Consider the following 23,639-nt stretch of genomic DNA (forward strand, 5'->3'; position numbering starts at 1 on the left):
TAGCGATGGAAAGGTTCAACAATCTTATACAAGGATAAGATTAATGGCGGCATTCTACCATGTTGCTTGTGTACCGCTAGTAACATAGACATAAAAAATCCAGTGTCGACAAGACACTGGATTTTTAGTTTTAGTTGATTGCTATCTAGCTTTGCTTTATCGAAAGCGTTTAAGCGATCTCAATCTTCTCAGCTTGGTTCTGTTCTGCCATAGACAGCGCAAGTGCTTCCGCAACTTTGATACCATCGATACCAGCAGACAGGATACCACCCGCGTAACCAGCGCCTTCACCAGCAGGGTAGAAGCCCTTCAGGTTGATGCTTTGGAAGTCTTTGCCACGCTTGATACATACCGGAGAAGACGTACGAGTCTCAACACCTGTTAGTAGGCCATCTGGGGTAGAGAAGCCTTTGATCTTCTTCTCGAACGCAGGGATTGCTTCACGAATCGCTTCGATTGCAAAGTCAGGCAGCGCTTTTGAAATATCTGTTAGGTGGATACCCGGTGTGAATGATGGTTGTACATCACCCAGAGCACTTGGGTCGCGACCTTTCAGGAAGTCGCCAATTTTTTGTGCTGGAGCATCGTAGTTTTCACCACCTAGTACAAACGCGCCACTTTCTAGTTCACGTTGTAAACGGATACCCGCTAGAGCGTCACCTGGATAATCGCGTTCTGGGTCGATACCAACAACGATTGCACTGTTTGCATTACGCTCTGCACGAGAGTATTGGCTCATACCGTTCGTTACAACGCGGCCTTCTTCAGAGGTTGCAGCAACCACAGTACCACCAGGACACATACAGAAGCTGTATACAGTGCGGCCATTCTTACAGTGGTGAACCAGTTTGTAGTCTGCAGCACCTAGAATTGGGTTGCCCGCGTTCTTACCGAAACGAGCTTCATCAATCATTGACTGTTTGTGTTCGATACGGAAACCAACAGAGAAAGGCTTCGCTTCCATGTAAACACCACGGTCATGCAGCATTTCAAATGTGTCACGAGCACTGTGACCAACAGCCAGTACAACGTGGCGAGATTTGATCTCTTCACCGTTAGAAAGTGTTAGACCCGTGATTTGGCCATCTTCCATGTGAAGGTCGTCTACACGAGTGCTGAAGCGGATTTCGCCACCTAGTTCGATAATAGAAGCACGCATTTTTTCGATCATGGTAACCAGTTTGAAGGTACCGATGTGCGGCTTACTTACGTATAGGATCTCTTCTGGTGCGCCAGCTGCAACGAACTCTTCGATTACTTTACGGCCGTAGTGTTTTGGATCTTTAACTTGGCTGTAAAGCTTACCGTCAGAGAATGTACCTGCGCCACCTTCACCAAACTGTACGTTTGATTCTGTGTTCAAAGTACGCTTACGCCAGAAACCAAAGGTATCTTTAGTACGTTCACGAACTTCTTTACCGCGTTCAACGATGATTGGGTTGAAGCCCATTTGAGCAAGCACTAGACCAGCGAATAGACCACAAGGGCCAAAACCGATAACAACAGGGCGCTCAGTTTGGTTTTCCAGCGCTTTAGCTACGAACTTGTACTCCATGTCAGGAGTCACTTTTACGTGTGGGTCGCTGATGAAGGCTTCTAATAGCTCAGCTTCGTTTTCAACGAGAACATCCAGCGTGTAGATAAGCAGGATCTTTGATTTCTTACGAGCATCGTAGCCACGTTTAAAGATATTAAAAGAGATAACCTGATCTGAGTTGATGCCAAGCTTCGCTTCAATCGCTTCTTGAATGGCAGACTCTTCGTGGTCTAGTGGAAGTTTAATTTCGGTTAAACGTATCATTTCGATGTCTCGTTCTTATAGGTGTCTTAGCTAAACCGCTTCTAGTGAATGCAGAGTTTTATGTAACACTGATGTTGGGAAGAAGCGATAAGCTCACAATGGCGCGCATTTTACGAGAATTTGATTTATCTGTCATACTAATTTGGAAACATGGAGCAAATAGACATGATATTAGAGTCGTATGATGTTGAATTTTGCTTTGGGATGAGTATTATCCCCATTCTTCAATTTTGACTAACTTATAGAGCAGAGCATCATGGCATTTGTCGTAGGCGATAATTGTATTCAATGTAAATACACAGACTGTGTGGCAGTGTGTCCCGCAGATGCGTTCCATGAAGGCCCAAACTTCATGGTAATTAACCCGATCGAATGTATCGATTGTGGTTTATGTGTACCTGAATGTGATGCTCAAGCGATCTTCCAAGAAGACGAACTGCCTGAAGATCAAAAGATCTTCATTGAAGTGAACGCAGAACTTGCTGAGATTTGGCCTGTACAAACAGAAGTAAAACCAGCAATGGATGATGCGGAAAAGTGGAATGGCGTGCCTGATAAGTTGGCAATGCTAGAGAAGTAATTCTTAAAAGCTCAAATAAAAAGGCGTACTGATTTAATCAATACGCCTTTTTTAATATCTGCACACTGTCTGTTAGTCAGTGAGTGGATGAACTCTAACTATGTTGACGACGCATGTTGTCAAGAATGATACCCGTCGCCATTGCTACGTTCAGAGATTCAGCCCCACCGAATGCTGGAATGGTAATCTTGTCTGTCACGAACTTCGCTGCGTGTTCACGAATACCGTGAGACTCGCTGCCCATCAGTAAAATACCGTTCGCAGTAAAGTCAGTCTTATGAACGCTTTCGCCTTCCAAAAACGCCCCGTAAACGGGCAGATTCGCTTGCTCTAAGTAAGCTGGTAAATCCGTTTGGCTTACGTGTACTCGGCCAAAGCTACCCATCGTCGCACTGATGGTTTTAGGGTTGTATGGATCAGCGCAATCACTGCTCGCAACGATATGTTTAATGCCATACCAGTCTGCTACGCGAATGATCGTACCTAGGTTGCCCGGGTCAGATACGCCATCAAGCGCGATCATCAAACCTGTCGCTTCTGGTAATTCAACCTTTGGAATCTCAACCATAGCAATTGCGGCATTGTTGCTAACCAAAGTACTTGCTTTGGTTAGGTCGTCTAGCGAAGCTTCAACACAATCAAACCCAATCAGTGCTGCGTGATTTTCAGATAAGAAATCAGCAGTAGCAAAGACGTTCTTTACGACTAAGTCGCTATTGAATAGCTCAAGAACGTTCTTTTCACCTTGAACTAGAAACAGGCCGTGGGCTTTACGTTGTTTCTTTTGGCCCAAAGCACGAAGGAGTTTTAATTGGTTTTTTGAAATCATGTTTTTATCCTAGATATAAGCCCGCGCATTATAGAGCAAAGGTTAGATAACCAAAAGTGCGATAAGCCAATGCGATCCATATAAAAGCAAAAGCGACCCACTTAAAAAACAAAAGCGCACCAAATAGTGCGCTCTTATAGGATCAACTAAAGCTCAACGGAACCTGATAAGCTTAACCTACTGCTTAATACGGCACAGGGTAGCGCTTAAAGACGGTGTTGATATCGGCCAGAATCTCTTCGGAAAGCGGCTTACTGAACGCTGCTACGTTCTCTTTAAGCTGCTCCATGGTGGTTGCACCAATAATGGTTGAGGTAACGCCATCCACTTGGTTACACCATGCTAAGGCGAGTTGACTCGGCGTGAATCCATGAGCGTTTGCCACTTCTACATAGCCTTTAACTGCTTCATTAGCCAACTCAGTATCACGGAAAATACCTTTGCGCTGCATGTAAGTCCAACGGCTACCTTCCGGCCTTGCGCCATCAATGTATTTGCCACTCAGCATGCCGGCCGCCAAAGGTGACCACGGTAAGTAAGCAACGTCTTCATGCACGCAGTTTTCAATCAAATATGGCCAGTCTTTTGTGTGCAGCAAGCTGAATTCGTTTTGGATAGAGACCATACGCGGCAAGTCATGTTTTTGGGCTAACTTAAGGTAAGTGTTAATGCCCCAAGTGCTGTCATCGGATAGACCAACGTGGCGGATTTTGCCCGCTTTAATACAGCTTGCAAGAGCTTGTAAGATCTCCAGCATCTCAGCTTCATGTTGTTGTCTGTCAATGTCGCTAAAGCGAATCTGATTAGGGAAATGTTTACCGAAGTGTGGCGTTGTGCGATTTGGCCAGTGAAGTTGGTACAGATCGATGTAATCCGTTTGCAAGCGCTTCAATGATGCATCAACTGCTGCGATCACCGCTTCACCAGTGATAGGGCCGCCGTTACGAACCCAAGGCAATCCAGGACCAGCAATTTTACTGGCAATGATTAACTCTTGGCGACGCTGTGGGTTGCGCGACAACCAGTTACCGATAATCGCTTCGGTTTTGCCGTAGGTTTCTGGAGAAGGTGGTACTGCGTACATCTCTGCAGTATCAATAAAGTTAATGCCTTGGCTTAGTGCGTATTCAATTTGTTGGTCGGCTTGCTGTTGAGTATTTTGCAGCCCCCAAGTCATGCTCCCAAGACAAATTCGGGAAACGGGAATTTGGCTACTTCCTAGTTTTGAATATTCCATTGAATTCAGGATTCCTGTTGTTGGGTTCTCTAGTACTCGCATTATAGTTTTGAAAAAAGGGCGAGTGATGAATGAAAACGAATATGAATTATTAGCACAAAATGACAAGACAAGGTATCGCTTGAGGCAGTTTAATGAGTCATTTCTCAGCGGCTTGAGTAAGCGTGCGTGATGTGTGAAAAGTAACAAAAGCTTAGGTGCGAGAAACACACTCTAATGATTGGCAGTGTCAATGAATTAAAAACAAATCGAGGGAAGAGGTACTGAAAATAAATAAGCTCTACCGGATAGTGAATAGAGCTCATTTATAGGGGATTGATGGTGCTAGATATACGTGAGCTACTAGGCTGCGCTGGTATCAAATCCACCTTGGGTCTGCGCCTGCTTTAGAGCTTCCTGCCTTTGAACTTCTTTTTCAGTTAATACTGGTTGAAGTTGTTCCTCAGAGGCTTGAGGAGAGAAAATGAAATATTTATTAATCGTCATAACTATATCTCCGTCTAACGTATGACAGATTCTGCATCGGAGATAAATTGTGATCATCATCCACTTTGTACTTTTTTTAGGCTGAGAGCGGAGGGCGTAGAATGTGTACAAAGCGATCGCTCATCATCCGTATGCAATACTGAACTGACGTAACCCTCTAAATTCAGTATAGGAAGCCCATCAAATTTCGCACAATAATGATTTAGAGCAAATACATAGATAGTCAGGGGCGTAAGATGAAACACCTCGCTACTGACTCTGCGCTCGTATTTATCTAATAATTAGGTCAGTAAATCAATTACTTAATCCATGGTGAGATGAATTATGGAAAAGCTTGTAGAACGTTTCCTGAATTACGTTACTTTTGATACCAAATCCGATCCTTCTAATCAGCAATGCCCAAGTTCACCGGGGCAAATCACCTTTGCTGAAGCCTTGAAGTCAGAATTGATTGCCTTAGACCTAAAAGATGTATCTTTGGATGAAAATGGTTATTTGATGGCTAAGTTGCCGTCGAATGTAGATTACGCAGTGCCTGCTATTGGCTTTGTCGCACACATGGATACCGCTCCTGACGCATCAGGCGCGAATGTAAAACCTCAAGTTATTAAAGATTATCAAGGTGGAACCATCGAGCTTGGCACGAGTGGTGAAAGCTTAAATCCAAGCCAATACCCTGATCTTGATACTTTGCATGGTCATGACCTTATTACTACTGACGGCACGACTTTATTGGGTGCAGACAACAAAGCGGGTATCGCTGAAATCATCAGTGCTATCGCTTATCTAAAAGCAAACCCTGAAATCAAACACGGTGACATTTGCATTGGTTTCACGCCAGACGAAGAGATCGGTCGTGGTGCGGATTTGTTTAGTGTTGAAAAGTTCGGCGCCGAATGGGCGTACACCATTGATGGTGGGCCCGTTGGTGAGTTGGAATTTGAGAACTTCAATGCCACAAGTGCGGATGTTATCTGTCATGGCGTGAACGTTCATCCAGGTACCGCAAAAGGTAAGATGGTGAACTCGATGAACATTGCTGCGCAGTTCCAATTGATGATGCCATCACAAGAAACGCCGGAATGTACTGAAGGCTATGAAGGTTTCTACCACTTGAAATCAGCAGAAATGGGTGTCGCTCGCTCTGAGCTAGGTTACATCATTCGTGACTTTGAGCGCGAGGGCGTAGAAGCGCGTAAGGCATTCATGCAACAAAAAGTCGATGAATTGAACGAGCGCCTAGAGAAAGGGCATGTGGAGTTGGTTCTTACTGATAGCTACTTCAATATGAAAGAGATGGTTGAACCTCATCAGCATATTATTGAGTTGGCTAAGCAAGCGATGATCGAATGCGATGTGGAGCCTATGATCAAACCGATCCGAGGTGGTACAGACGGTGCTCGCTTGTCATTCATGGGCTTGCCATGCCCGAACATCTTTACTGGTGGTTACAACTTCCACGGTATTCATGAGTTGATCACTATCCAAGGCATGGAACAAGCGGTAAAAGTGATTGTTGAGTTATCGCAACGCACAGCCGCTCACTACCAAAAATAGCTATCTTTAACGCAATATCTCTTTGTATTTTTGAGAGTATTCAATAATACTCTCTTTAAGCATAAGGGAGTACGCGATGAAAAAGTTAGTTTTACTTTGCACCCACCTAGCCGTGGGTGCTGTTGGTTTTGGGCTTGGGGTTTACGCACTGCCCATCTTAATTGAACCCGATTCTCCATCTTCGAGCTCGGTTGAAGCGATCAGCCAACAGGCCATTTATACCGGAGAGTTCACTAAAGACCGCCAAGACAGTGATTTCTTACATTGGGGTGAGGGTATCGTTTCGGTTTCAGAAAGTGCAATTGCGTTTGAAGGCGAACTTGCTCCGGGCCCAGATTATAAGGTTTACCTCTCTCCTAAGTTCATTGAAACCGAGCAAGCCTTTAATGACAGTAAGAGCGAATTACTAAGAGTCGGAGATGTCAAAACATTTGACCGGTTTATGGTTGACCTACCGGAAGGTACTGATCTTAATCGATTTAATACCGTTGTGATTTGGTGTGAAACTTTTGGCCAATTTATTACTTCTGCCAAGATAAAATGATAGCCTTAGTTAGGCTGATACCAGAATGAACACGAGCGCTCAGGAGTTGAGCGCTTTTTCATAGCACTGATATTAGCGGCTTTATTGTAAAGCGAACCGTCGTAAAGCTAAATGTTGTAATGCTAAGGATTAAGTAATGGAAATAGTGTGGCAAGTAATAGATTTTCTACTCGCTCATAAGTTTATTTTTAGTGCGCTGATTATCAGTCTGGTTTTAATCATCCGCCGAATCACCTTGTCTCAAATTAGGGGTGATGTTGCTTTCCTTAGCGAAGACCAACGTAATTGGATGTCCCGAACTAAAAACGGCACCTTTGCGATAATTGTCATAACGCTTTTCCTACTCTGGAAGTCTGAAATCAGTGAGTTTGCTCTCTCTGTAACAGCGATTGCCGTTGCGATCGTAGTAGCTTCAAAAGAGATCATTTTGTGTTTCACTGGCTCGATTCAACGTGCTAGCTCACGCTCTTTCCGAATTGGTGATTGGATTGAAGTGGGTAAAATTAGTGGTGAAGTGATCGAACATAACTTGATGGCGACTGTGATTCAGGAAATCGACCTGTATCATGGGCAATACCACTTTACTGGCAAGACGGCCACGCTACCTAACAGCATGTTCTTTACTTACCCGGTGAAGAATCTCAACTTCATGAAACGCTACGTTTATCATAGCTTCACGGTTACGGTGAAAGACTTCGTTAACCTCTACCCAATGGTGCCTGGCTTAATCTCGAAAATTGAAGAGCATTGTGAGGAGTTCATTGACGTTGCGCGTCGTTATAACAGCGTCATTGAAAAGCACGCTGGCGTCGACCTTCCGGGTTCAGAGCCTCACATTCACATCACAAGCAGTTCGACGGGTGAACAAGAGGTCCACTTTATGATTTTCTGTCCAACCGAGAAGGCGGTTCACTTAGAGCAAGAGATTCGTAAAGACTTTATGGAAGCATACTCTGAGGCGTTCCCGATTAGTGCTTAATTCTGCGGTCCGCTAAGCCCCAAACAAAAGAAAGCCGAGAGCGATAATATCGACTCTCGGCTTTTTTGTTCTTGCTATCTGTTCGCTTAGTCTAGGTCTGCCAATGGCAACCAATCAACTTGTACGCCTGCTTGCTCAAACATATCTTGGCTCACTTTGATTTTGTCTCCCCAGCGAGAAAGGAAGTCTTCACTTTGTTCTGGGCAGTGAACCGCAGAAATACCAGTTTGAATGATCTTTGCTGCACAGTTTGGACAAGGGAAGTGAGTCACCCAGATTTCACAGCTGTCTAAATCACGCTTAGCAAACAAGATTGCGTTCTCTTCTGCGTGAAGCGTTTTCAGATATTTCATCTCACGATCGTCAGTGTCAGCACTATCTGATACGCCATGAGGGTAGCCATTAAAGCCAACTGAAACAATGCGGTTGTGCTTGGTGATAACTGCACCAACTTGAGTGGACGGATCTTTACTCCAGGAACCGACTAATTCCGCCATTTGATAGAAACGTTTTGCCCATTTTGAAATCATTCGAATTACCTTAACAAGGAAGTATGAGTTTTTATTATTGAAACTATATTATGTTAGACAATATATACAGAGAGGGGAAGTAACAAACGTATATTTGATCATGAATTGTTGATGGTTTGTAAAGGGTTGATATATATCCAATTTCAATTTACAAGTTGAAACACTTTTGCGAGTTATAATTGATATTCCTCGGACATTTGAAGCGATTGTGTTACGTAACTTTTATGCTGTTCAATTTCTCATAAGTGACGGTATAACCATGCGTAAAAAGTTAATCCTTACGGCTCTTGCAAGCTCTCTTATTCTTGCTGGATGTGGGCAAGATGCCCAGAATGCCAAGCAAGCGCCATTACCTCTCGTAGCTGTACAGGATGTTAGCGTTATTTCTCATCAGCAAAGTAAGTCGTACATCGGCCGTATTGAAGCGGTTGAAGACACGGCAATTACTGCGCAGGTTTCTGGCTATCTTCAAAGCCGTCATTTCAATGAAGGGCAAATGGTCGAAAAAGGGCAGCTCCTTTATTCGATTGAACCGTCATCATTTGAAGCCGAAGTAGCAAGTGCGAAAGCGGCTGTTGCTCAAGCGAACGCGAACCTGAAAAAAGCCGAGCTTGATTTCAATCGTGGTAAGAACCTACTTCCTAAAGGCAGTATTTCTCAATCGGAGTTCGATGCACTAACCGCAAACTTGCTAGGCTCTCAAGCACAACTTGAAGCAGGCCAAGCTCAGTTAAATGCCGCTAACGTTCAGCTTTCTCATACTAAGATTGTTGCGCCTTTCTCTGGACGTATTAGTGATACCAAAGTGAGCACGGGTGATCTGGTTTCTCCATCTTCTGGCGTATTAACGACTTTAGTTAGCTTAGATCCAATCCATGCATCCTTTAGCATCAGTGAGCGTGAGCGTATCGAGCTAGGGGTGGACCGAATTGAAGGTGACGGTACTGGTGACAGTGAGCGAGTTGAAGTGCAAATTATGCTTGAGAATGGTGAAGCGTTTGAGCATTTAGGCCAGCTAGATTTCCTAGGCAACCGTATTAACTTGAATACCGGTACTATCGCGATGCGTGCGATAGCGGATAACCCAGACCAGCAACTACTTCCGGGCCAACATGTTCGCGTTGATCTACGTGAAAAGCAGCCTATTGATGTCGTAACTATTCCACGCCGTGCAGTTCAAACCGACCTTGAAGGTGACTTTGTCATGGTATTGGCTGACGGTGAAGGCGCGCCTGTCGCTGAACGCAGAAACATTGAGATGGGCCGACAGGTTGAGGGTGGTGTGATTGTCCATTCTGGTCTAGAGAAAGACGATGCCGTTATTACTCAAGGCCTTCAGCGTGTTCGTAACGGTATGTCTGTTCGCATTCAACCTTCTGCGACTGAGCAAGCAGAGTAAGGGGCGTAGATATGTTAAGTCGTTTCTTTATTCAAAGGCCTAAGTTTGCCCTTGTTATATCCATAATATTGACGCTGGCAGGTGCGATCTCTCTCGCTATCTTGCCTGTGGCGGAATACCCAAAAATTAGCCCACCTTCGGTAAGTGTGTCTGCTTTCTACACGGGCGCAAGTGCTGAAGTTGTGGAACAGGCGATAGCCGACCCCATAGAAACGTCGGTTAACGGCGTTGAAGATATGATCTACATGTCTTCTAAGAGTGCTAACGATGGTTCATACAACCTTAACGTGACTTTTGATGTTGGTACTGACCCAGATATGGCACAGGTCAACGTTCAGAACCGAGTTGCTCAAATCGAATCGAAGCTTCCGCAAGAAGTTCGAATGGTCGGTGTCACCGTTAAAAAGCGTTCACCAGACCTTTTGATGGTATTGAACTTCTACTCTCCAAATGGTGAGTACGACGATCAATTCCTGATCAACTACGTTAACCTAAACATTAAAGACCAACTGGCTCGTGTGAAGGGCATCAGTGAAGTTAACGTGTTGGGTGGTGGTGAATACGCGATGCGTGTTTGGTTAGACCCTGAGAAAATGGCTAACCTCAATATCACTACTTCTGACGTTAACCGTGCTTTGGCGGAACAGAACGTTCAGGTTGCTGCTGGTCGCATTGGCGCAGCACCTTATAACAACGCACAAGAAGTACAGTTCAACTTGGTAACAAAAGGCCGACTGGAAACGGCGGATGAGTTTGAGAACGTTGTACTTCGCGCAACTCAAGATGGTTCAACGGTTTACTTAAAAGACATTGCACGTGTTGAGCTTGGTAAAAAGTTCTACGACGGCAATGGTAAATACCGTGGTCAAGACGCTTCAATCGTAACGCTGTCACTTCAGTCAGACGCCAATGCTCTGGAAAGTGGTAAAGCGGTGATGGCGATGCTAGATAACCTAAGCAAAAACTTCCCTGAAGGTGTTGCTTATGAAGCGAGTTACGACACCACAGTTTTCGTTGCTGAGTCAATCAAAGGCGTAGTAAAAACGCTGATCGAAGCTATTTTGCTCGTTATCGCAGTTACTTACCTGTTCTTGGGTAGTGCGCGTGCAACCTTGATCCCTGTAGTCGCGATTCCTGTCTCCTTGATCGGTACGTTTGCCATCATGCAGATGACGGGCTTTACCATTAACACGGTCACCCTGTTTGGTTTGATATTGGCGATTGGTATTGTAGTAGATGATGCGATCTTGGTTATCGAGAACGTTGATACCACGATGGCTAAAGACCCTACCATCTCACCACGTAAAGCTACGCTCATTGCAATGAAAGAAGTAACGGGTCCGATCATTACTTCAACCCTGGTACTACTTGCGGTATTCATCCCTGTTGCAATGCTTCCGGGTATTACTGGCATCATGTACCGTCAGTTCGCTCTGACTATCTGTATCGCGGTTGTTATTTCTTCGATTAACGCACTAACGCTATCACCTGCATTGTGTTCACTGGTTCTTAAGCAGGGTGGTGGTAATACGGCGCGTTGGTACCAAGCATTTAACCGTGGTCTAGAATCTGTTACTAAAAAATACGGTCAAGTGGCTGGCTTCTTAGTTAAGAAAGGCGTTCTGCTATTTACTTTCTTCTTCGTGGCTTTAGCGGCAGTGACTTACTTTGCGAAGACAACGTCTACCGCGTTTGTACCTCAAGAAGATAAAGGTATTTTGCTGGTTAACGTTCAGCTTCCTGACGCGGCATCCTTGTCTCGTACGGAAGAAGTGACTAAGCAACTACTTGAAATGGTTGAACAAGAGCCTGGTGTTGATGGTGTAACACTCGTAAACGGCTACGCATTTATGACGGGCGCTTCTGCGTCGAATGGTGCGTCAATGTTCATCAAGCTTCACGATTGGGACATGCGTAATGCGTTAGATGGTCAACACTCTGCTCAGGCTATCTCGCAGCGTATTAATGGTCGCGCTGCGACTGAACTGCCTCAAGCCGTCGTGTTTGCGATGGGGCCTCCTGCTGTTCCGGGCATGGGTGCCGCGTCTGGTTTCGAGTTTGTACTTGAAGATACGCTAGGCCGAAGCCGTACTGACCTTGCTATGGTGATGAATGACGTGATTGCGGAGGCGAGCAAACAGCCTGAGATTTCGCATACATTCAGTACTTTCCGCGCTAACGTACCTCACTACTATGTCGACATTGACCGTGAGAAAGCGCAGCAGTTAGGTATTCCACTGTCGGAAATCTTCCAAACGCTGCAAGGTAACCTCGGTTCGTTGTACGTGAATGATTTCACCATGTTTGGTAAGAACTTCCGTGTAACCATGCAAGCAGACAGTGAACACCGTAGCAGCATGGATGACCTGCAACGATTCCACGTACGCTCTTCTGCTGGCGAGATGATCCCGCTAAGTACGCTTGTAACTTACGATCAGATCTTTGAACCAGATGTCGCATGGCGTTACAACATGTACCGTAGTGCGGTAATCCAAGGCCAACCAGCACCAGGTTACTCAAGTGGTGATGCTATTGCGGCAATGGAACGAGTTGCGGCAGAAGTTCTTCCACAAGGTTACCAGTACGAGTGGACTGGCATGGCTTACCAAGAGGTTCTAGCGGGTAACCAAGCTATCTTTGCCTTCGCATTGGCACTGATCTTTATTTACTTGTTCATGGTAGCTCAGTATGAGAGCTGGACGATCCCGCTTGCCATTATCTTGGTTGTTCCGGTCGCGACTCTGGGGTCCTTTTTGGCACTGAACCTCACCGGAACACCGCTAAACTTGTATGCGCAAATAGGTTTGGTTCTCTTGATAGCCTTGGCCGCGAAGAACGCAATCTTGATTGTGGAATTCGCGAAAGTTGAGCGTGAAGAGAAAGACGCACCAATCGAAGATGCAGCCGTGAAGGGGGGTACATTGCGTTTCCGTGCTGTGAACATGACGTCTTGGTCGTTTATCTTAGGTATCTTCCCGCTCATTTTTGCAGCTGGTGCTGGTCACGTGAGCCAAAACTCTCTTGGTATTTCACTGATTGGTGGTCTGCTATGTGTGTTGTTAGCGGGTACGTTCCTAATTCCAGGCTTCTATGCATTCGTGCAACGTAAGCGTGAGAAGGCGCATGGCGGTAATACCAAACTGATTCCACTTGATGACGAATAAGGAATGTGATTTCTTGGGAAATTGCTTTTTTAAAAGTAAGTCTCTTGGAAAATAAATCCCTTATCAAAACTGAGGCTTAGCATTGCGCTAAGCCTTTTTTATTCCACTAATGAATAAAACTGCTATTTATATAATCAAATGTTTATTATTTTATAGAGTTAACGCTCTAAATTTAGTTTTGTAATAAAATGATGTTTTATTATTAAGTCGTTGTTTAATTTGGAATTAACAAGGTTCAGCTAACGGGTGTATGCTCGAAAACATTTGCACAATAGTGTGAAGTGTTTCAAAATTACCTTGTTATATTGAAATTTTTTGTGCATTGAGGTTCTTATGAAAGTCATTGATTTATTTAAACACCGAGGCGATAGCATGTCTTCGCAACACTCAGAGTTTATGCAATGGATGTCTCCAGCTCTTAGAGATTACTGGGGTGACTTTCTAAATCGCACGCAAAATAGCCATTTCTTTGCATGGGTTCGTGATCACCACAAACCTGCTGTCAATGAAGATGCACCAGAAATGCCGGTAGAACAGCTGATCGTTTTAAAGCCAGAAGCACAGCTTGTGTTTGATGAGTTGAATCAGCAGATTGGTGAAGTCATCCATACTGGTGACTGGATCAATGTAAGCCAAGACCGTATTAACCAGTTCGGCCTTGTTACTGAAGACATGCAGTGGATCCATACTGAGCCTTCTAAGGCTGAAAAAGACTCTCCGTTCAAAACAACCATTGCACATGGTTTTTTGACATTGTCTTTGCTTCCTCGACTGACTGACAGTGTTGATCCTGACAAGTCTCAATTCCCAACGGCTAAAATGGTTGTGAACATTGGCCTTAACCAAGTTCGTTTCCCATACCCTGTAAAATCGGGCAGCAACGTTCGCGCAAAAAGTAGATTAACGAAAGTAACACCAATTAAGAAAGGTCTAGAGATTGAACGCGAGATCCGCGTAGAAATCGAAGGTGTTCGTCGCCCTGGTGCCGTTATCGTTTCAGTGATTCAACTGCACTTCTAAGTGGCTTGTAACGAAGCGACTTATAAAGATCCAAAAAAAGAGAGAGCTTAATGCTCTCTTTTTGTTTGCGTCATATCAAATCGACTTCTTGAATATAACTTAAAGCGCTCCGGTTATTTAAAGCACTTCGCTTACTTAATACGGGTATAGCCGTATTCTTCGATAAGATCTTGTCCTTGCTTTGACTTCACGAATTTGATGAAGTCCTTGCTCTCGTCAGAAACTGAGTCTCTCTTGTGTAGCAATAAGAATGGACGAGCCAGTTCATAACTATGGTTGGCAATGTTCTTAGATGTCGGCTCTACGCCTTCAAATGTGATTGCTTTGATTGAACGGTCGATCGAACCGACCGAGATAAAACCAATGGCATGAGGGTTATGGTTAACAATCGTTTTAACCATGCTGTTGCTGTTAACAACCAAGTTATTTGGGTTGATATCAGACACTAGACGATCATTAATGATTTTGGTTAAACCAAGTAAGCTCTCGAAGCTGTAGCGCGAACCAGAAGAAGCTTCACGAGTCACGACAGCGATAGGTTGATCCGCACCGCCTACTGCTTTCCAGTTTGTTATTTTGCCTTTGTAGATATCGAATAACTGTTCACGTGTAACGTTACTTACACTATTTGAGCGATTGGTCACGACTGCTAGGCCGTCAAAGGCAATTGGGAATACCTTCAATTCCTCATCCTGCTCGCGGTCGGTTAAATAACGCGAGCTCATACCGATGTCAGCCACACCTTTATGAACCATGGTAATACCCGCTGTAGAACCAATGCCTTGAACCGCAACATAGTTATTAGGGTGAGTCTTGTTGTACTCCTCAGCTAATACATCCATCACTCGTGATACAGAAGTGGAGCCCGAAATATTGGTTTCTTGTGCAAAAGCAGTGTGAGAAGACAGGGCTAAGGATAAAAGAGAGGCAAGCGCGACTCGTAACATAAACAACTCCTAGTTAATAATATTTGCCTGCTATGATAGGTCGGTTGTATGACATTTTTGTGAAATTCTATATGCTCGATATGTCGTTGTTAGTTTGATGGGTGGAAGGTAGTTGGGTTTGCAAAAAAAGGATTCGTTTCTGGGAGCCGTGCGGGGATTTTATTTACGCTTGTTCGCTAAAATGTTGGTTGAGTCCTAAGATAAGGAGAGGGTTTCACTACTTAGAAGTTTCTACGAAGTTACAAGGGGTGTTATGTCCATCATTCATATTGAACTGAATCGTCTTTTAATTGGGGCTGAGAGGCTCTGTACTTCTCGGAATAGCAGTTTACCTGTCGAGCTAGGTAAATCCCTTTATGAAGCGTATGAGGGGGGGGTGCTGTTTTCTCAGGCGCATTATCTACTCGACTCATCCCATAGTGATTATACAAATGAGGTCGCCTACGTGACTTTTGATGAGCCGTCAGCATGTTGGCAGATTACAGTGCCATTAGAAGAGGATGCACAGTCTGATACTGTGGCTTGGGGACCTTACCCGTATCTTCCTAAATCGAAAGACCTTGAAGCAGTGTTGTCTGAAATTGAAAAAGATCCCAAATCGTACTTTTGGTCATAGCCACCAACCTTATTTCTTAGCCGGTGGTGCAACGTATAAACTTATCGGCTGCGATGTGCCGAAACCAAATTTTTCACCTCAATTTATTTCACTTCTTTAAACCTGTGGTTTCACGCTTTGCAATTGAGATTGTGCGATAAGTGATCGAAAATCTTTCGGTGTTTTTCCATGATACGTTTTAAAGGCGGTACTGAAATGCGCAGCGCTCTTAAAGCCAGATTCATAAGCGATTTGAGTAATGGATTTGGTCGACGTTCTCAGCTGCGTTGCGGCATGAGCAATACGCTTAATCTTCAATAGGTTTGAAAACGAAAGATCTTCAGCCGATAAACGACGTTTCAGTGTGGCTGGCGATATTCCCATATAGCTAGCTAGTGTGTCTAAAGAGATATTATTTTCAATATTTTGTTCAATGTAGTGAATGACTTTTTGCGTCACTGTTAATCTTGAAGCACGTGCGATGATAACCAGCAGAGCAGGATATTGTTCGACCATTAGTGAAAGCAAACCTAACCCTAATTGAGTGAGTGCGTAGTCATTTTTAGTTGAAGAATGAGCTAATGACATGATGAGGTCTTTCAGTTCGCAGATCTCGGCATCGGTTTGGTTGAATTTGATGTACTGGTTGGGGACTCGAGTGGATTCTAGGTCACTAAATTTGTTGATGAACTTCTGGAAAATATCTAAATCAAAATCTAAGCAGGTTGCGCTGAATTCGCCGTTTTCTGTATCTACTGTGATGTCTTTAATCTGGCCGGAGTTATAAAGTGCGAAGTCGCCTGCCTGCAATGAGGCTTCGGTGCCATCGGGGAGCACGAAAGAAATACTGCCTTTTGAAACGATGAAAATACCATTTTTAGAGGCGGGGTAACGTTCTCGTTTCCTGGGGATAAAGTTTCTAAATTGAGTAACTGTTATTGATGACATAATGTGCTTCTTTGACGTTGTAAACGAGTTGCTTATTAATTTTAGTATTGTTTAAGCATGAGACATTTACAAAAAAGGCGCTAATTATTAGCGCCTTTAGAAGTGAACCTTTGAAGCTTTTGACCTTGCAAACCGTAACCTTGAAAGGCCTGACTTTTACAGCTATTAAGCTTCGGTTTCGTTTGTTGTCTCGGGCTCGCTAGGCAAGTCCGCAAATACTTGGGTAGGTTTAGCTACTAAGTTACGGTTTTCCTGATTAACTTCAGAGAGAGCTACTTCTAAAACGTCTCCCAGTTTGTAGACCATTTCTTTATCGATAGATACAGTTCCTATATCACTGTTGCACTCGATTCTTTCTTTATTATCAAGAATGAGAGAACCAGGGATAAATGCAGCGGCACCATTCTCTAGGAGGCGTACACGCATACCAGCGCGGTTAATATCGAAGATCTCTGCTTGGAAGCGAGTTTCTTCCGCTGGAGCATTCGCTAGAGTACGAGCATACAACCAATCGCCAACATTACGCTCAGCCATGCCATGGTGACGGCGGTGTAGGGCAAGTTCATCACCAATGGTTTCATCTGGTGTTTGAATTGGCGCTTTACCTAGGATGTGCGCTTTTAGCATACGGTGGTTAATCATGTCGCCGTATTTACGAATTGGAGAAGTCCAAGTTGCGTAAATATCTAAGCCCATCGCGTAGTGTGGCGCAGGCTCATTGCTGATCTCGCTATACGCTTGGAATTTACGGATACGATTGTCGTAGTAGCTGTTATCTAAAGAACCTAACCAACGGCGCAGAGTGGCAAAACCTTCTAGAGAAATGATCTGTTCTTCAGTGAACGGAGTTTCCGCTTGCGGATTTACTAACTCAAGAACGTCTGAAACCTTCTCTGCTTTGAAACCAGAATGGCAGTTAAATACACCTTGGTTGAAGCTTTCTTTGAGTACTCGACCTGCACAGATGTTTGCGCTGATCATTGATTCTTCTACCAGCTTGTTTGCGCTACGACGCATGTCTGCGTGGATAGCGACAACATCGTTATCTTCGCTAAGTTCAAAGCGGTAGTCAGGGCGATCTGGGAACACAACAGCGTTTGCTGAGCGCCATGCTGAACGTGCTTGAGCGAATTGGTGAAGATCAGAAACAATCGCAGCAATCTCTTCTGATGGTTGCCATTTTTCTGATGCACCTGTTTCTAGCCAGTCTGATACGTTGTCGTAAGCAAGGCGGGCGTGAGATTTGATGTTTGCAGCGAAGAAGTTGATGTCATCGCCGATAACGCCATCTTTAGATACCGTTACTGTGCAGCATAGAGCAGGGCGAATTTCGTTCTCTATAAGCGAACATAGGTTGTCTGCAAGGTCACGAGGTAACATCGGGATATTACGACCTGGTAGGTAAATCGTGAAGCCGCGTTCGCGAGCCACTTTATCCATCGCGTCATCTGGAGAGATGTAAGCGGTAGGATCAGCAATTGCGATTGTCAGTTCAAAATCACCGTTCTCTTTCTTCTTCGCGTAAAGCGCATCATCCATATCTTTTGTGCTTTCGCCATCGATAGTCACAAAAGGGATGTGTGTCATGTCTACACGTTCAAGATCGGCGTCGTCGTTGATTAGCCAGTTGTCGATGCCTTCAGGTTCGCTGTTTGGTAGGTCGTTCTGTGCCAGCGTTACCCACCAAGGTGCAATCTTGTCGTCAGCGTCTGTGATTTTTTCAGAGATCTGAGCCAAGAAGCCGTTGTCACCTTTTAATGGGTGTTGAACGATATGAGCAACAACCCAATCACCTTCTTTAAGCGTTTCAGGGTTTAGCCCCTTCTTTGCTTTTGCTTTAAGTTGCAGTTTTTTCAGTTGCGGGTGATCAGGAACAACGTTCAATCGGCCTTTGAAAAGCTTAACTCGCGCAATAAAGCGAGTAAGGCCTTGTTCAATCAATTCCTCAGGCTCTGCTACTTCGCGCTCTTTCTCTGTGCGAATGATGGCAATCACCTTGTCACCGTGCACACATTTCTTCATGTACGGAGGCGGGATAAAGAAGCTTGTTTTGCTATCAACTTCGAGAAAACCAAAACCTTTTTCAGTGGCTTTGATAGTACCTTCCTTTTTAGGGAGGGTTTCTTGGATTTGCTGCTTGAGCTGAGCGAGTAGAGGATTATCTTGAAACATCTTACTTTTATCTAACGAGAACAATTGAGCACACTATAATCATTGCGAGGCCCGATTACTACTTAAAGCCGAAGTGAGCGCAAATTAATTGCCCTCTTATTTAACTCTACCAATTTGGTCGAACTCTATCGCCCTGACGAGATATTCATCAAGTTTTGACGATATGATAGCCAGTATTGATAGAAAACCGAAAAATATGTGATGTATTTCAATTTTTTCTGGCTTTTTTTATGCATTTAGGGAATAATCCGCCTCCCTTAGACGTCCCTAATGGCTTGAAGTGTTTTATTACTGCTTCGTAACTCTGAATGGAATCAGTATCTGATTGGATCAGTATTGGAATTGATAGAGCTCCCGGGACCTTTTGTTTACTTATATATAGTGGGATCCCAATGTCCGAATCTGTAATTCAATTTAATGAATTAGCCCTAAACGATAACATTCTTTCAGCTCTTGATAGCATGGGTTTCGTTTCTCCGACTCCAATCCAAGCAGCAGCTATTCCTCTTCTTCTTGAAGGCCGTGACGCACTAGGTAAAGCACAGACTGGTACTGGTAAAACAGCAGCATTCTCTCTGCCTTTACTTAACAAAATCAACCTAAACCAACACAAACCACAAGCAATCATCATGGCTCCTACTCGTGAGCTAGCGATTCAAGTTGCTGCGGAAATCAAAAACCTTGGCCGTGATATTAAAGGTCTTAAGGTTATTGAAATCTACGGTGGTGCTTCAATTGTTGACCAAATGCGTGCTCTAAGCCGCGGTGCTCACATTGTTGTTGGTACTCCAGGTCGTGTTAAAGACTTACTAACTCGTGACCGTCTACACCTAGATGAAGCACACACATTTGTTCTTGATGAAGCAGATGAAATGCTAAAAATGGGCTTCGTAGATGACGTTACTTGGATCCTAGAGCAAGCTCCAGAATCTGCACAACGTGTACTTTTCTCTGCAACTATGCCTCCAATGGTTAAGACTATTGTTGATCGTTACCTACGTAACCCGGCTAAAGTTGACGTTGCTGGTACTAACCACACAGTTGATAAAGTAGCGCAGAACTTCTGGGTTGTTAAAGGCGTAGAAAAAGACGAAGCAATGTCTCGTCTTCTAGAAACTGAAGAAACTGACGCGTCAATCGTATTCGTACGTACTCGTCAAGACACTGAGCGTCTAGCTGATTGGCTATCTGCACGTGGCTTTAAAGCTGCTGCACTGCACGGTGATATTCCTCAGTCTCTACGTGAGCGCACTGTTGATCACATCAAACAAGGTGTTATCGACATCCTAGTTGCAACAGACGTTGTAGCTCGTGGTCTTGATGTTCCACGTATCACTCACGTATTCAACTACGACATCCCATTCGATGTTGAATCTTACATCCACCGTATTGGTCGTACTGGCCGTGCTGGACGTAAAGGTAAAGCGATCCTATTAGTTCGCACTAACCAAATTCGCATGCTTCGTACTATCGAGCGCGTAACTAAGTCATCTATGGAAGAAATCCAACTTCCTCTACGTGACCAAGTTGCTGCTGCACGTGTTGCTAAGCTTGGCGCTGAACTTGAAACAGAGAAAGAAAGCAAAGCTCTAGAAAACTTTGCAGGTCTTATCTCTACTCTTCAAGAGTCTCTAGAAGTTGATGCTGCTACTTTAGCTGCAATGCTTCTTAAGCGTCAGCAAGGTAAGAGCCCACTATTCTACGTTGGCGAAGACCCAATGATCGCTGCTATTGAGCGTGATAAGAACCGTCGCAAAGAGCGTCGTGAAGATCGTGATAACGGCCGTGACGGTGGTGGTCGCAACTTCAATACTCAAGATTGGGATACTTACCAACTACAAGTTGGCCGTGAGCAAGGCGTTCAGGTTAAAGATATCGTTGGCGCACTAGCAAACGAACTAGGCCTAACTAAAGGTTCTATCGGTGCTATCAAGCTAGACCAAGGTTCTACCTACGTTCAACTGCCAAAAGCAATGAACTCTGAAACTGCTGGTAAGCTAAGCAAACTTCGCATTCGTCAAAAAGAAGCTGGCGCTGTAGTTGTTGATTTCAACGACTTCCGTGAGCCTCGTCGTGGCGGTGGCGGTCGTGATGGCAACCGTGGTCGTGGCGGTCGTGATGGCGGCGGTTACCGTGGTAACCGTGATGGTAACCGTGAAGGCGGTCGTGGTGGATATCGTGGCAACCGTGATGGTGCTCGCGATGGTAACTCTGCTGGCGGACGTGATGGCGAACGTCGTTTCGACCGTAACCGTGGTGGCGATCACCGTGGCAACTATCGTGGCGAACGTGGCCATGGCAACGGCGGTAACCGTGGTCGTCGTCCAGAGCGCAACGAAGGTTAATCAACCTTTAGCTTAGACGCTCTAGTCTAGACACTGAATTTAAAAGCCGAGCATTATGCTCGGCTTTTTTGTGCCTGTTTGCTTATTCTTCCGACCGCACTGCGCATAACTAAAGCACCTTACTTCACGCCAAGATTGATATTACCTCTGTAACCCAGTTAGAAATGATTGTTCTAACTTCTGGATGAAGGGAGCAATCATTCTATCTTGCTCCGTTAACGTAGCTGTATAGCCTTGTAAGGCTATCCTTAAATTACGTGCTACAGGTTGAGATATTAGTAATAAAAGCCTCTTAAATTGCTGTGTAGTCTGCTTACGCAGGGCTCAACTTCTAGAGAATGGAGAGTGTTAGACGGGGCGAATGCTGTCGCTTCATTTGATGATGTTGACCGTCTACCGGATCACTCAAATCAAGTTAAAATAATTAAGCAGTCGTTTGCGTTGCCAGCTTGTTCATTTTCATATTCAACTATTTTTTAATTTTTCTCTCGAAATAAATAAAATGATGACTAAGATCAACTTAATTGTGTTCATTTAGTGATTTTTTAAAAACAAAAGTTGAAAGATTAAAAAATTATTGAATAATGGGCTTAACTAAAATTGAAGTAAATACTTCATCTAATTCGTAATGAAACAGGATCCATATCCAATGTCTAATTCGTTTGTTCTGGTTATTAACTCGGGTAGTTCATCCCTAAAATTTGCTGTCATTGATTCTGTTTCTGGTGAAGCAGTGTTGAGTGGCTTAGGGGAGTGTTTTGGTCTTGAAGATGCTCGCATGAGCTGGAAATACCAAGGCGAGAAAACTGAAATTGCTATTCAGGGTGAAGGTAGCCACCACAAGGTTGCTATTGGCAAATTGGTTGGCCTGATGGAAGTTCTAGGCTTCACTGCTGATATCGTGGCTATCGGTCACCGTATCGTTCACGGTGGCGAGAAGTTCACTCAAACAGTTCGTATTACTGAAGAAGTAACGAACGAAATTGAAAGCCTATCTGACCTAGCTCCACTTCATAACCCAGCAGGTGCTATCGGCATCCGTGCTGCGATTGAAGCTTTCCCTTCTCTACCTCAATTTGCTGTATTTGATACGGCTTTTCACCAAACAATGCCTCAACGTGCATTCACTGGTGCAATTGCAAAAGAGTTATACACAGACTTCGGCGTACGTCGTTACGGCTTCCACGGTACGAGCCACTACTTCGTTAGCCGTGAAGCTGCGAAGATGGTAAACAAGCCAGTCGAAGAGGCGAGCTTCATCTCTGTTCACCTAGGCAATGGTGCGTCTGTATGTGCTATCAAAGACGGTAACAGTGTTGATACTTCTATGGGTTTCACCCCACTTTCTGGCCTTATGATGGGCACACGTTGTGGTGACTTAGATCCAGGCATTATCGAGTACCTACTTAAGAAAGGCTGGTCACAAGAGCAAGTATTTAACTCTCTAAACAAGGAGTCTGGCTTCCTAGGCGTGTCTGGTCTTACGAGCGATGCTCGTGGCATTTTAGAAGCAATGGAAGAGGGCCATGAAGGTGCTAAGTTAGCATTTGAAGTGTTTACTTACCGCGTATCAAAATACATTGCTTCTTACCTTGCAACGTTAGATTCTTTAGACGGCATCATCTTCACTGGCGGTATCGGTGAGAACTCTCTACCAATTCGTCGTGAGATCCTAAACAACCTTAAGATTTTAGGTTTCGTTGAAGATGTAGCAGGTAACGAGGCTGCTCGCTTTGGCGCTGAAGGCATCATCGCTAAGTCTGAAATGCTAGACGCAGTAGCTATGGTTATCCCAACTAATGAAGAATTCGTGATTGCTCAACAGTCGGTAGAACTTCTGTAATCTAAGTAACTGCTTAAGCAAAAGCATAAAAAATTCAAAAGCGAGCCCATGTGGCTCGCTTTTTTGTTTCTTGTGAGGGATAGTTTATGGGAAACTGCGAGTTCCTCATTCTTTCTATTATAAATTCACAGGATTAACAGAAAGCTATGAGTGCTGTCTTAAGAATCATCTTGTATCGAAGCCCATACGACATGAGGGACATGGTCGCAATGATCCGCACCAGCAGTTTTGGACATCGAGTTAAGTGAGTACAATCACTAACGAGGTGAACCATGACAAGCAAGAAAAAACGTATTATCCATTCCCCTGAATTTAAAGCAGAAGCCCTGAAGCTAGCAGAGAAAGTSGGAGTAGCTGCGGCAGCGAGGCAACTGTCATTACACGAATCCCAGATCTATGGTTGGCGTAAGGCAGTTAAGAGCGACACCAGCACCAGTCAGCGAGAAAAAGATCTAGCCGCTGAAGTGGCCAAACTCAAAAGACAATTGGCTGAGCAAGCTGAAGAGCTAGATATCGTAAAAAAGGCCGCCACCTACTTCGCGAAAAACCTAAAGTAGATTGCTACGAATTTATGCTCGAACACCTGCTGTGCTTCAGTGTTATCCGCATGGCTAAGGTGTTCTGCGTTTCACGAAGTGGGTTTTATTACTGGATTAAGCATCG

General features: G+C 44.4%; 18 protein-coding genes and 1 pseudogene. 11 read left to right on the forward strand and 8 right to left on the reverse strand.

Annotated features, from left to right (window positions below; genetic code table 11):
• Positions 1-169 precede the first annotated feature (169 nt).
• A complete protein-coding gene (locus L1D11_RS05150; protein ID WP_239833457.1) occupies positions 170-1,801 on the reverse strand; it encodes an NAD(P)/FAD-dependent oxidoreductase in 1,632 nt (543 codons plus the stop codon).
• A gap of 256 nt (positions 1,802-2,057) precedes the next feature.
• Here L1D11_RS05150 and fdxA point away from each other — a divergent pair, with 256 nt between their 5' ends.
• Entirely contained in the window at positions 2,058-2,381 is a 324-nt protein-coding gene (fdxA, locus tag L1D11_RS05155) for a ferredoxin FdxA (RefSeq protein WP_004737806.1), read from the forward strand.
• A gap of 94 nt (positions 2,382-2,475) precedes the next feature.
• Here the strand turns inward: fdxA and L1D11_RS05160 are convergent, their stop codons facing one another.
• The 3 genes from L1D11_RS05160 to L1D11_RS05170 all read right to left on the reverse strand — a co-directional run bounded on the left by L1D11_RS05160 (position 2,476) and on the right by L1D11_RS05170 (position 4,933).
• On the reverse strand, positions 2,476-3,210 hold the full coding sequence (locus L1D11_RS05160; protein ID WP_239833458.1) for an RNA methyltransferase: 735 nt from the start codon (positions 3,208-3,210) through the stop codon (positions 2,476-2,478).
• A gap of 184 nt (positions 3,211-3,394) precedes the next feature.
• Positions 3,395-4,447, reverse strand: a complete 1,053-nt coding sequence (locus tag L1D11_RS05165; RefSeq protein ID WP_275665951.1) for an aldo/keto reductase — start codon at positions 4,445-4,447, stop codon at positions 3,395-3,397.
• Between the two features lie 342 nt (positions 4,448-4,789).
• Positions 4,790-4,933: a hypothetical protein gene (locus tag L1D11_RS05170; RefSeq protein WP_004737809.1), complete on the reverse strand. Its 144-nt coding sequence runs from the start codon at positions 4,931-4,933 to the stop codon at positions 4,790-4,792.
• A 324-nt stretch (positions 4,934-5,257) separates the two neighbouring features.
• Here L1D11_RS05170 and pepT point away from each other — a divergent pair, with 324 nt between their 5' ends.
• From pepT to L1D11_RS05185, 3 genes are all read left to right on the forward strand, one after another.
• A complete protein-coding gene (gene pepT / locus L1D11_RS05175) occupies positions 5,258-6,490 on the forward strand; it encodes a peptidase T (RefSeq protein ID WP_239833459.1) in 1,233 nt (410 codons plus the stop codon).
• Positions 6,491-6,566: 76 nt separating this feature from the next.
• Entirely contained in the window at positions 6,567-7,034 is a 468-nt protein-coding gene (locus L1D11_RS05180) for a DM13 domain-containing protein (protein WP_239833460.1), read from the forward strand.
• A gap of 136 nt (positions 7,035-7,170) precedes the next feature.
• Entirely contained in the window at positions 7,171-8,013 is an 843-nt protein-coding gene (locus tag L1D11_RS05185) for a mechanosensitive ion channel family protein (protein ID WP_239833461.1), read from the forward strand.
• An 86-nt stretch (positions 8,014-8,099) separates the two neighbouring features.
• Here the strand turns inward: L1D11_RS05185 and L1D11_RS05190 are convergent, their stop codons facing one another.
• A complete protein-coding gene (locus L1D11_RS05190) occupies positions 8,100-8,543 on the reverse strand; it encodes a cytidine/deoxycytidylate deaminase family protein (RefSeq protein ID WP_004737813.1) in 444 nt (147 codons plus the stop codon).
• A 259-nt stretch (positions 8,544-8,802) separates the two neighbouring features.
• Here L1D11_RS05190 and L1D11_RS05195 point away from each other — a divergent pair, with 259 nt between their 5' ends.
• From L1D11_RS05195 to L1D11_RS05205, 3 genes are all read left to right on the forward strand, one after another.
• Entirely contained in the window at positions 8,803-9,942 is a 1,140-nt protein-coding gene (locus L1D11_RS05195) for an efflux RND transporter periplasmic adaptor subunit (protein ID WP_239834715.1), read from the forward strand.
• 11 nt (positions 9,943-9,953) lie between these two features.
• The gene (locus L1D11_RS05200; RefSeq protein WP_239834714.1) at positions 9,954-13,106 is read left to right on the forward strand and encodes an efflux RND transporter permease subunit; all 3,153 of its coding nucleotides are present in this window, start codon (positions 9,954-9,956) and stop codon (positions 13,104-13,106) included.
• Positions 13,107-13,439: 333 nt separating this feature from the next.
• Positions 13,440-14,126, forward strand: coding sequence for a MaoC family dehydratase (locus L1D11_RS05205; protein ID WP_239834542.1), 687 nt, complete (start codon positions 13,440-13,442; stop codon positions 14,124-14,126).
• Positions 14,127-14,257: 131 nt separating this feature from the next.
• Here the strand turns inward: L1D11_RS05205 and L1D11_RS05210 are convergent, their stop codons facing one another.
• On the reverse strand, positions 14,258-15,073 hold the full coding sequence (locus tag L1D11_RS05210; protein ID WP_239834540.1) for a phosphate ABC transporter substrate-binding protein: 816 nt from the start codon (positions 15,071-15,073) through the stop codon (positions 14,258-14,260).
• Between the two features lie 253 nt (positions 15,074-15,326).
• On the opposite strand from L1D11_RS05210, the gene L1D11_RS05215 reads away from it, so the two are divergent.
• Positions 15,327-15,689 carry a DUF3024 domain-containing protein gene (locus L1D11_RS05215; protein WP_239834538.1) on the forward strand — a complete coding sequence of 121 codons (363 nt, stop codon included), beginning with the start codon at positions 15,327-15,329 and terminating at the stop codon, positions 15,687-15,689.
• A gap of 96 nt (positions 15,690-15,785) precedes the next feature.
• On the opposite strand, the gene L1D11_RS05220 is transcribed toward L1D11_RS05215, so the two are convergent.
• Entirely contained in the window at positions 15,786-16,616 is an 831-nt protein-coding gene (locus tag L1D11_RS05220; RefSeq protein ID WP_239834537.1) for an AraC family transcriptional regulator, read from the reverse strand.
• Between the two features lie 165 nt (positions 16,617-16,781).
• Positions 16,782-18,788 carry an exoribonuclease II gene (gene rnb, locus L1D11_RS05225; RefSeq protein ID WP_239834535.1) on the reverse strand — a complete coding sequence of 669 codons (2,007 nt, stop codon included), beginning with the start codon at positions 18,786-18,788 and terminating at the stop codon, positions 16,782-16,784.
• 308 nt (positions 18,789-19,096) lie between these two features.
• Between rnb and L1D11_RS05230 the strand changes: the two genes are divergently transcribed.
• The 3 genes and pseudogenes from L1D11_RS05230 to L1D11_RS05240 form a co-directional block, all read left to right on the forward strand.
• Entirely contained in the window at positions 19,097-21,133 is a 2,037-nt protein-coding gene (locus L1D11_RS05230; protein ID WP_239834534.1) for a DEAD/DEAH box helicase, read from the forward strand.
• A 649-nt stretch (positions 21,134-21,782) separates the two neighbouring features.
• The gene (locus L1D11_RS05235) at positions 21,783-22,976 is read left to right on the forward strand and encodes an acetate/propionate family kinase (protein WP_239834836.1); all 1,194 of its coding nucleotides are present in this window, start codon (positions 21,783-21,785) and stop codon (positions 22,974-22,976) included.
• 272 nt (positions 22,977-23,248) lie between these two features.
• Positions 23,249-23,639, forward strand: a pseudogene (locus tag L1D11_RS05240) (transposase); the annotation flags it as partial.

It is taken from the genome of Vibrio sp. Isolate32 (assembly GCF_022397955.1).
In the GTDB taxonomy this organism is placed as follows: domain Bacteria; phylum Pseudomonadota; class Gammaproteobacteria; order Enterobacterales; family Vibrionaceae; genus Vibrio.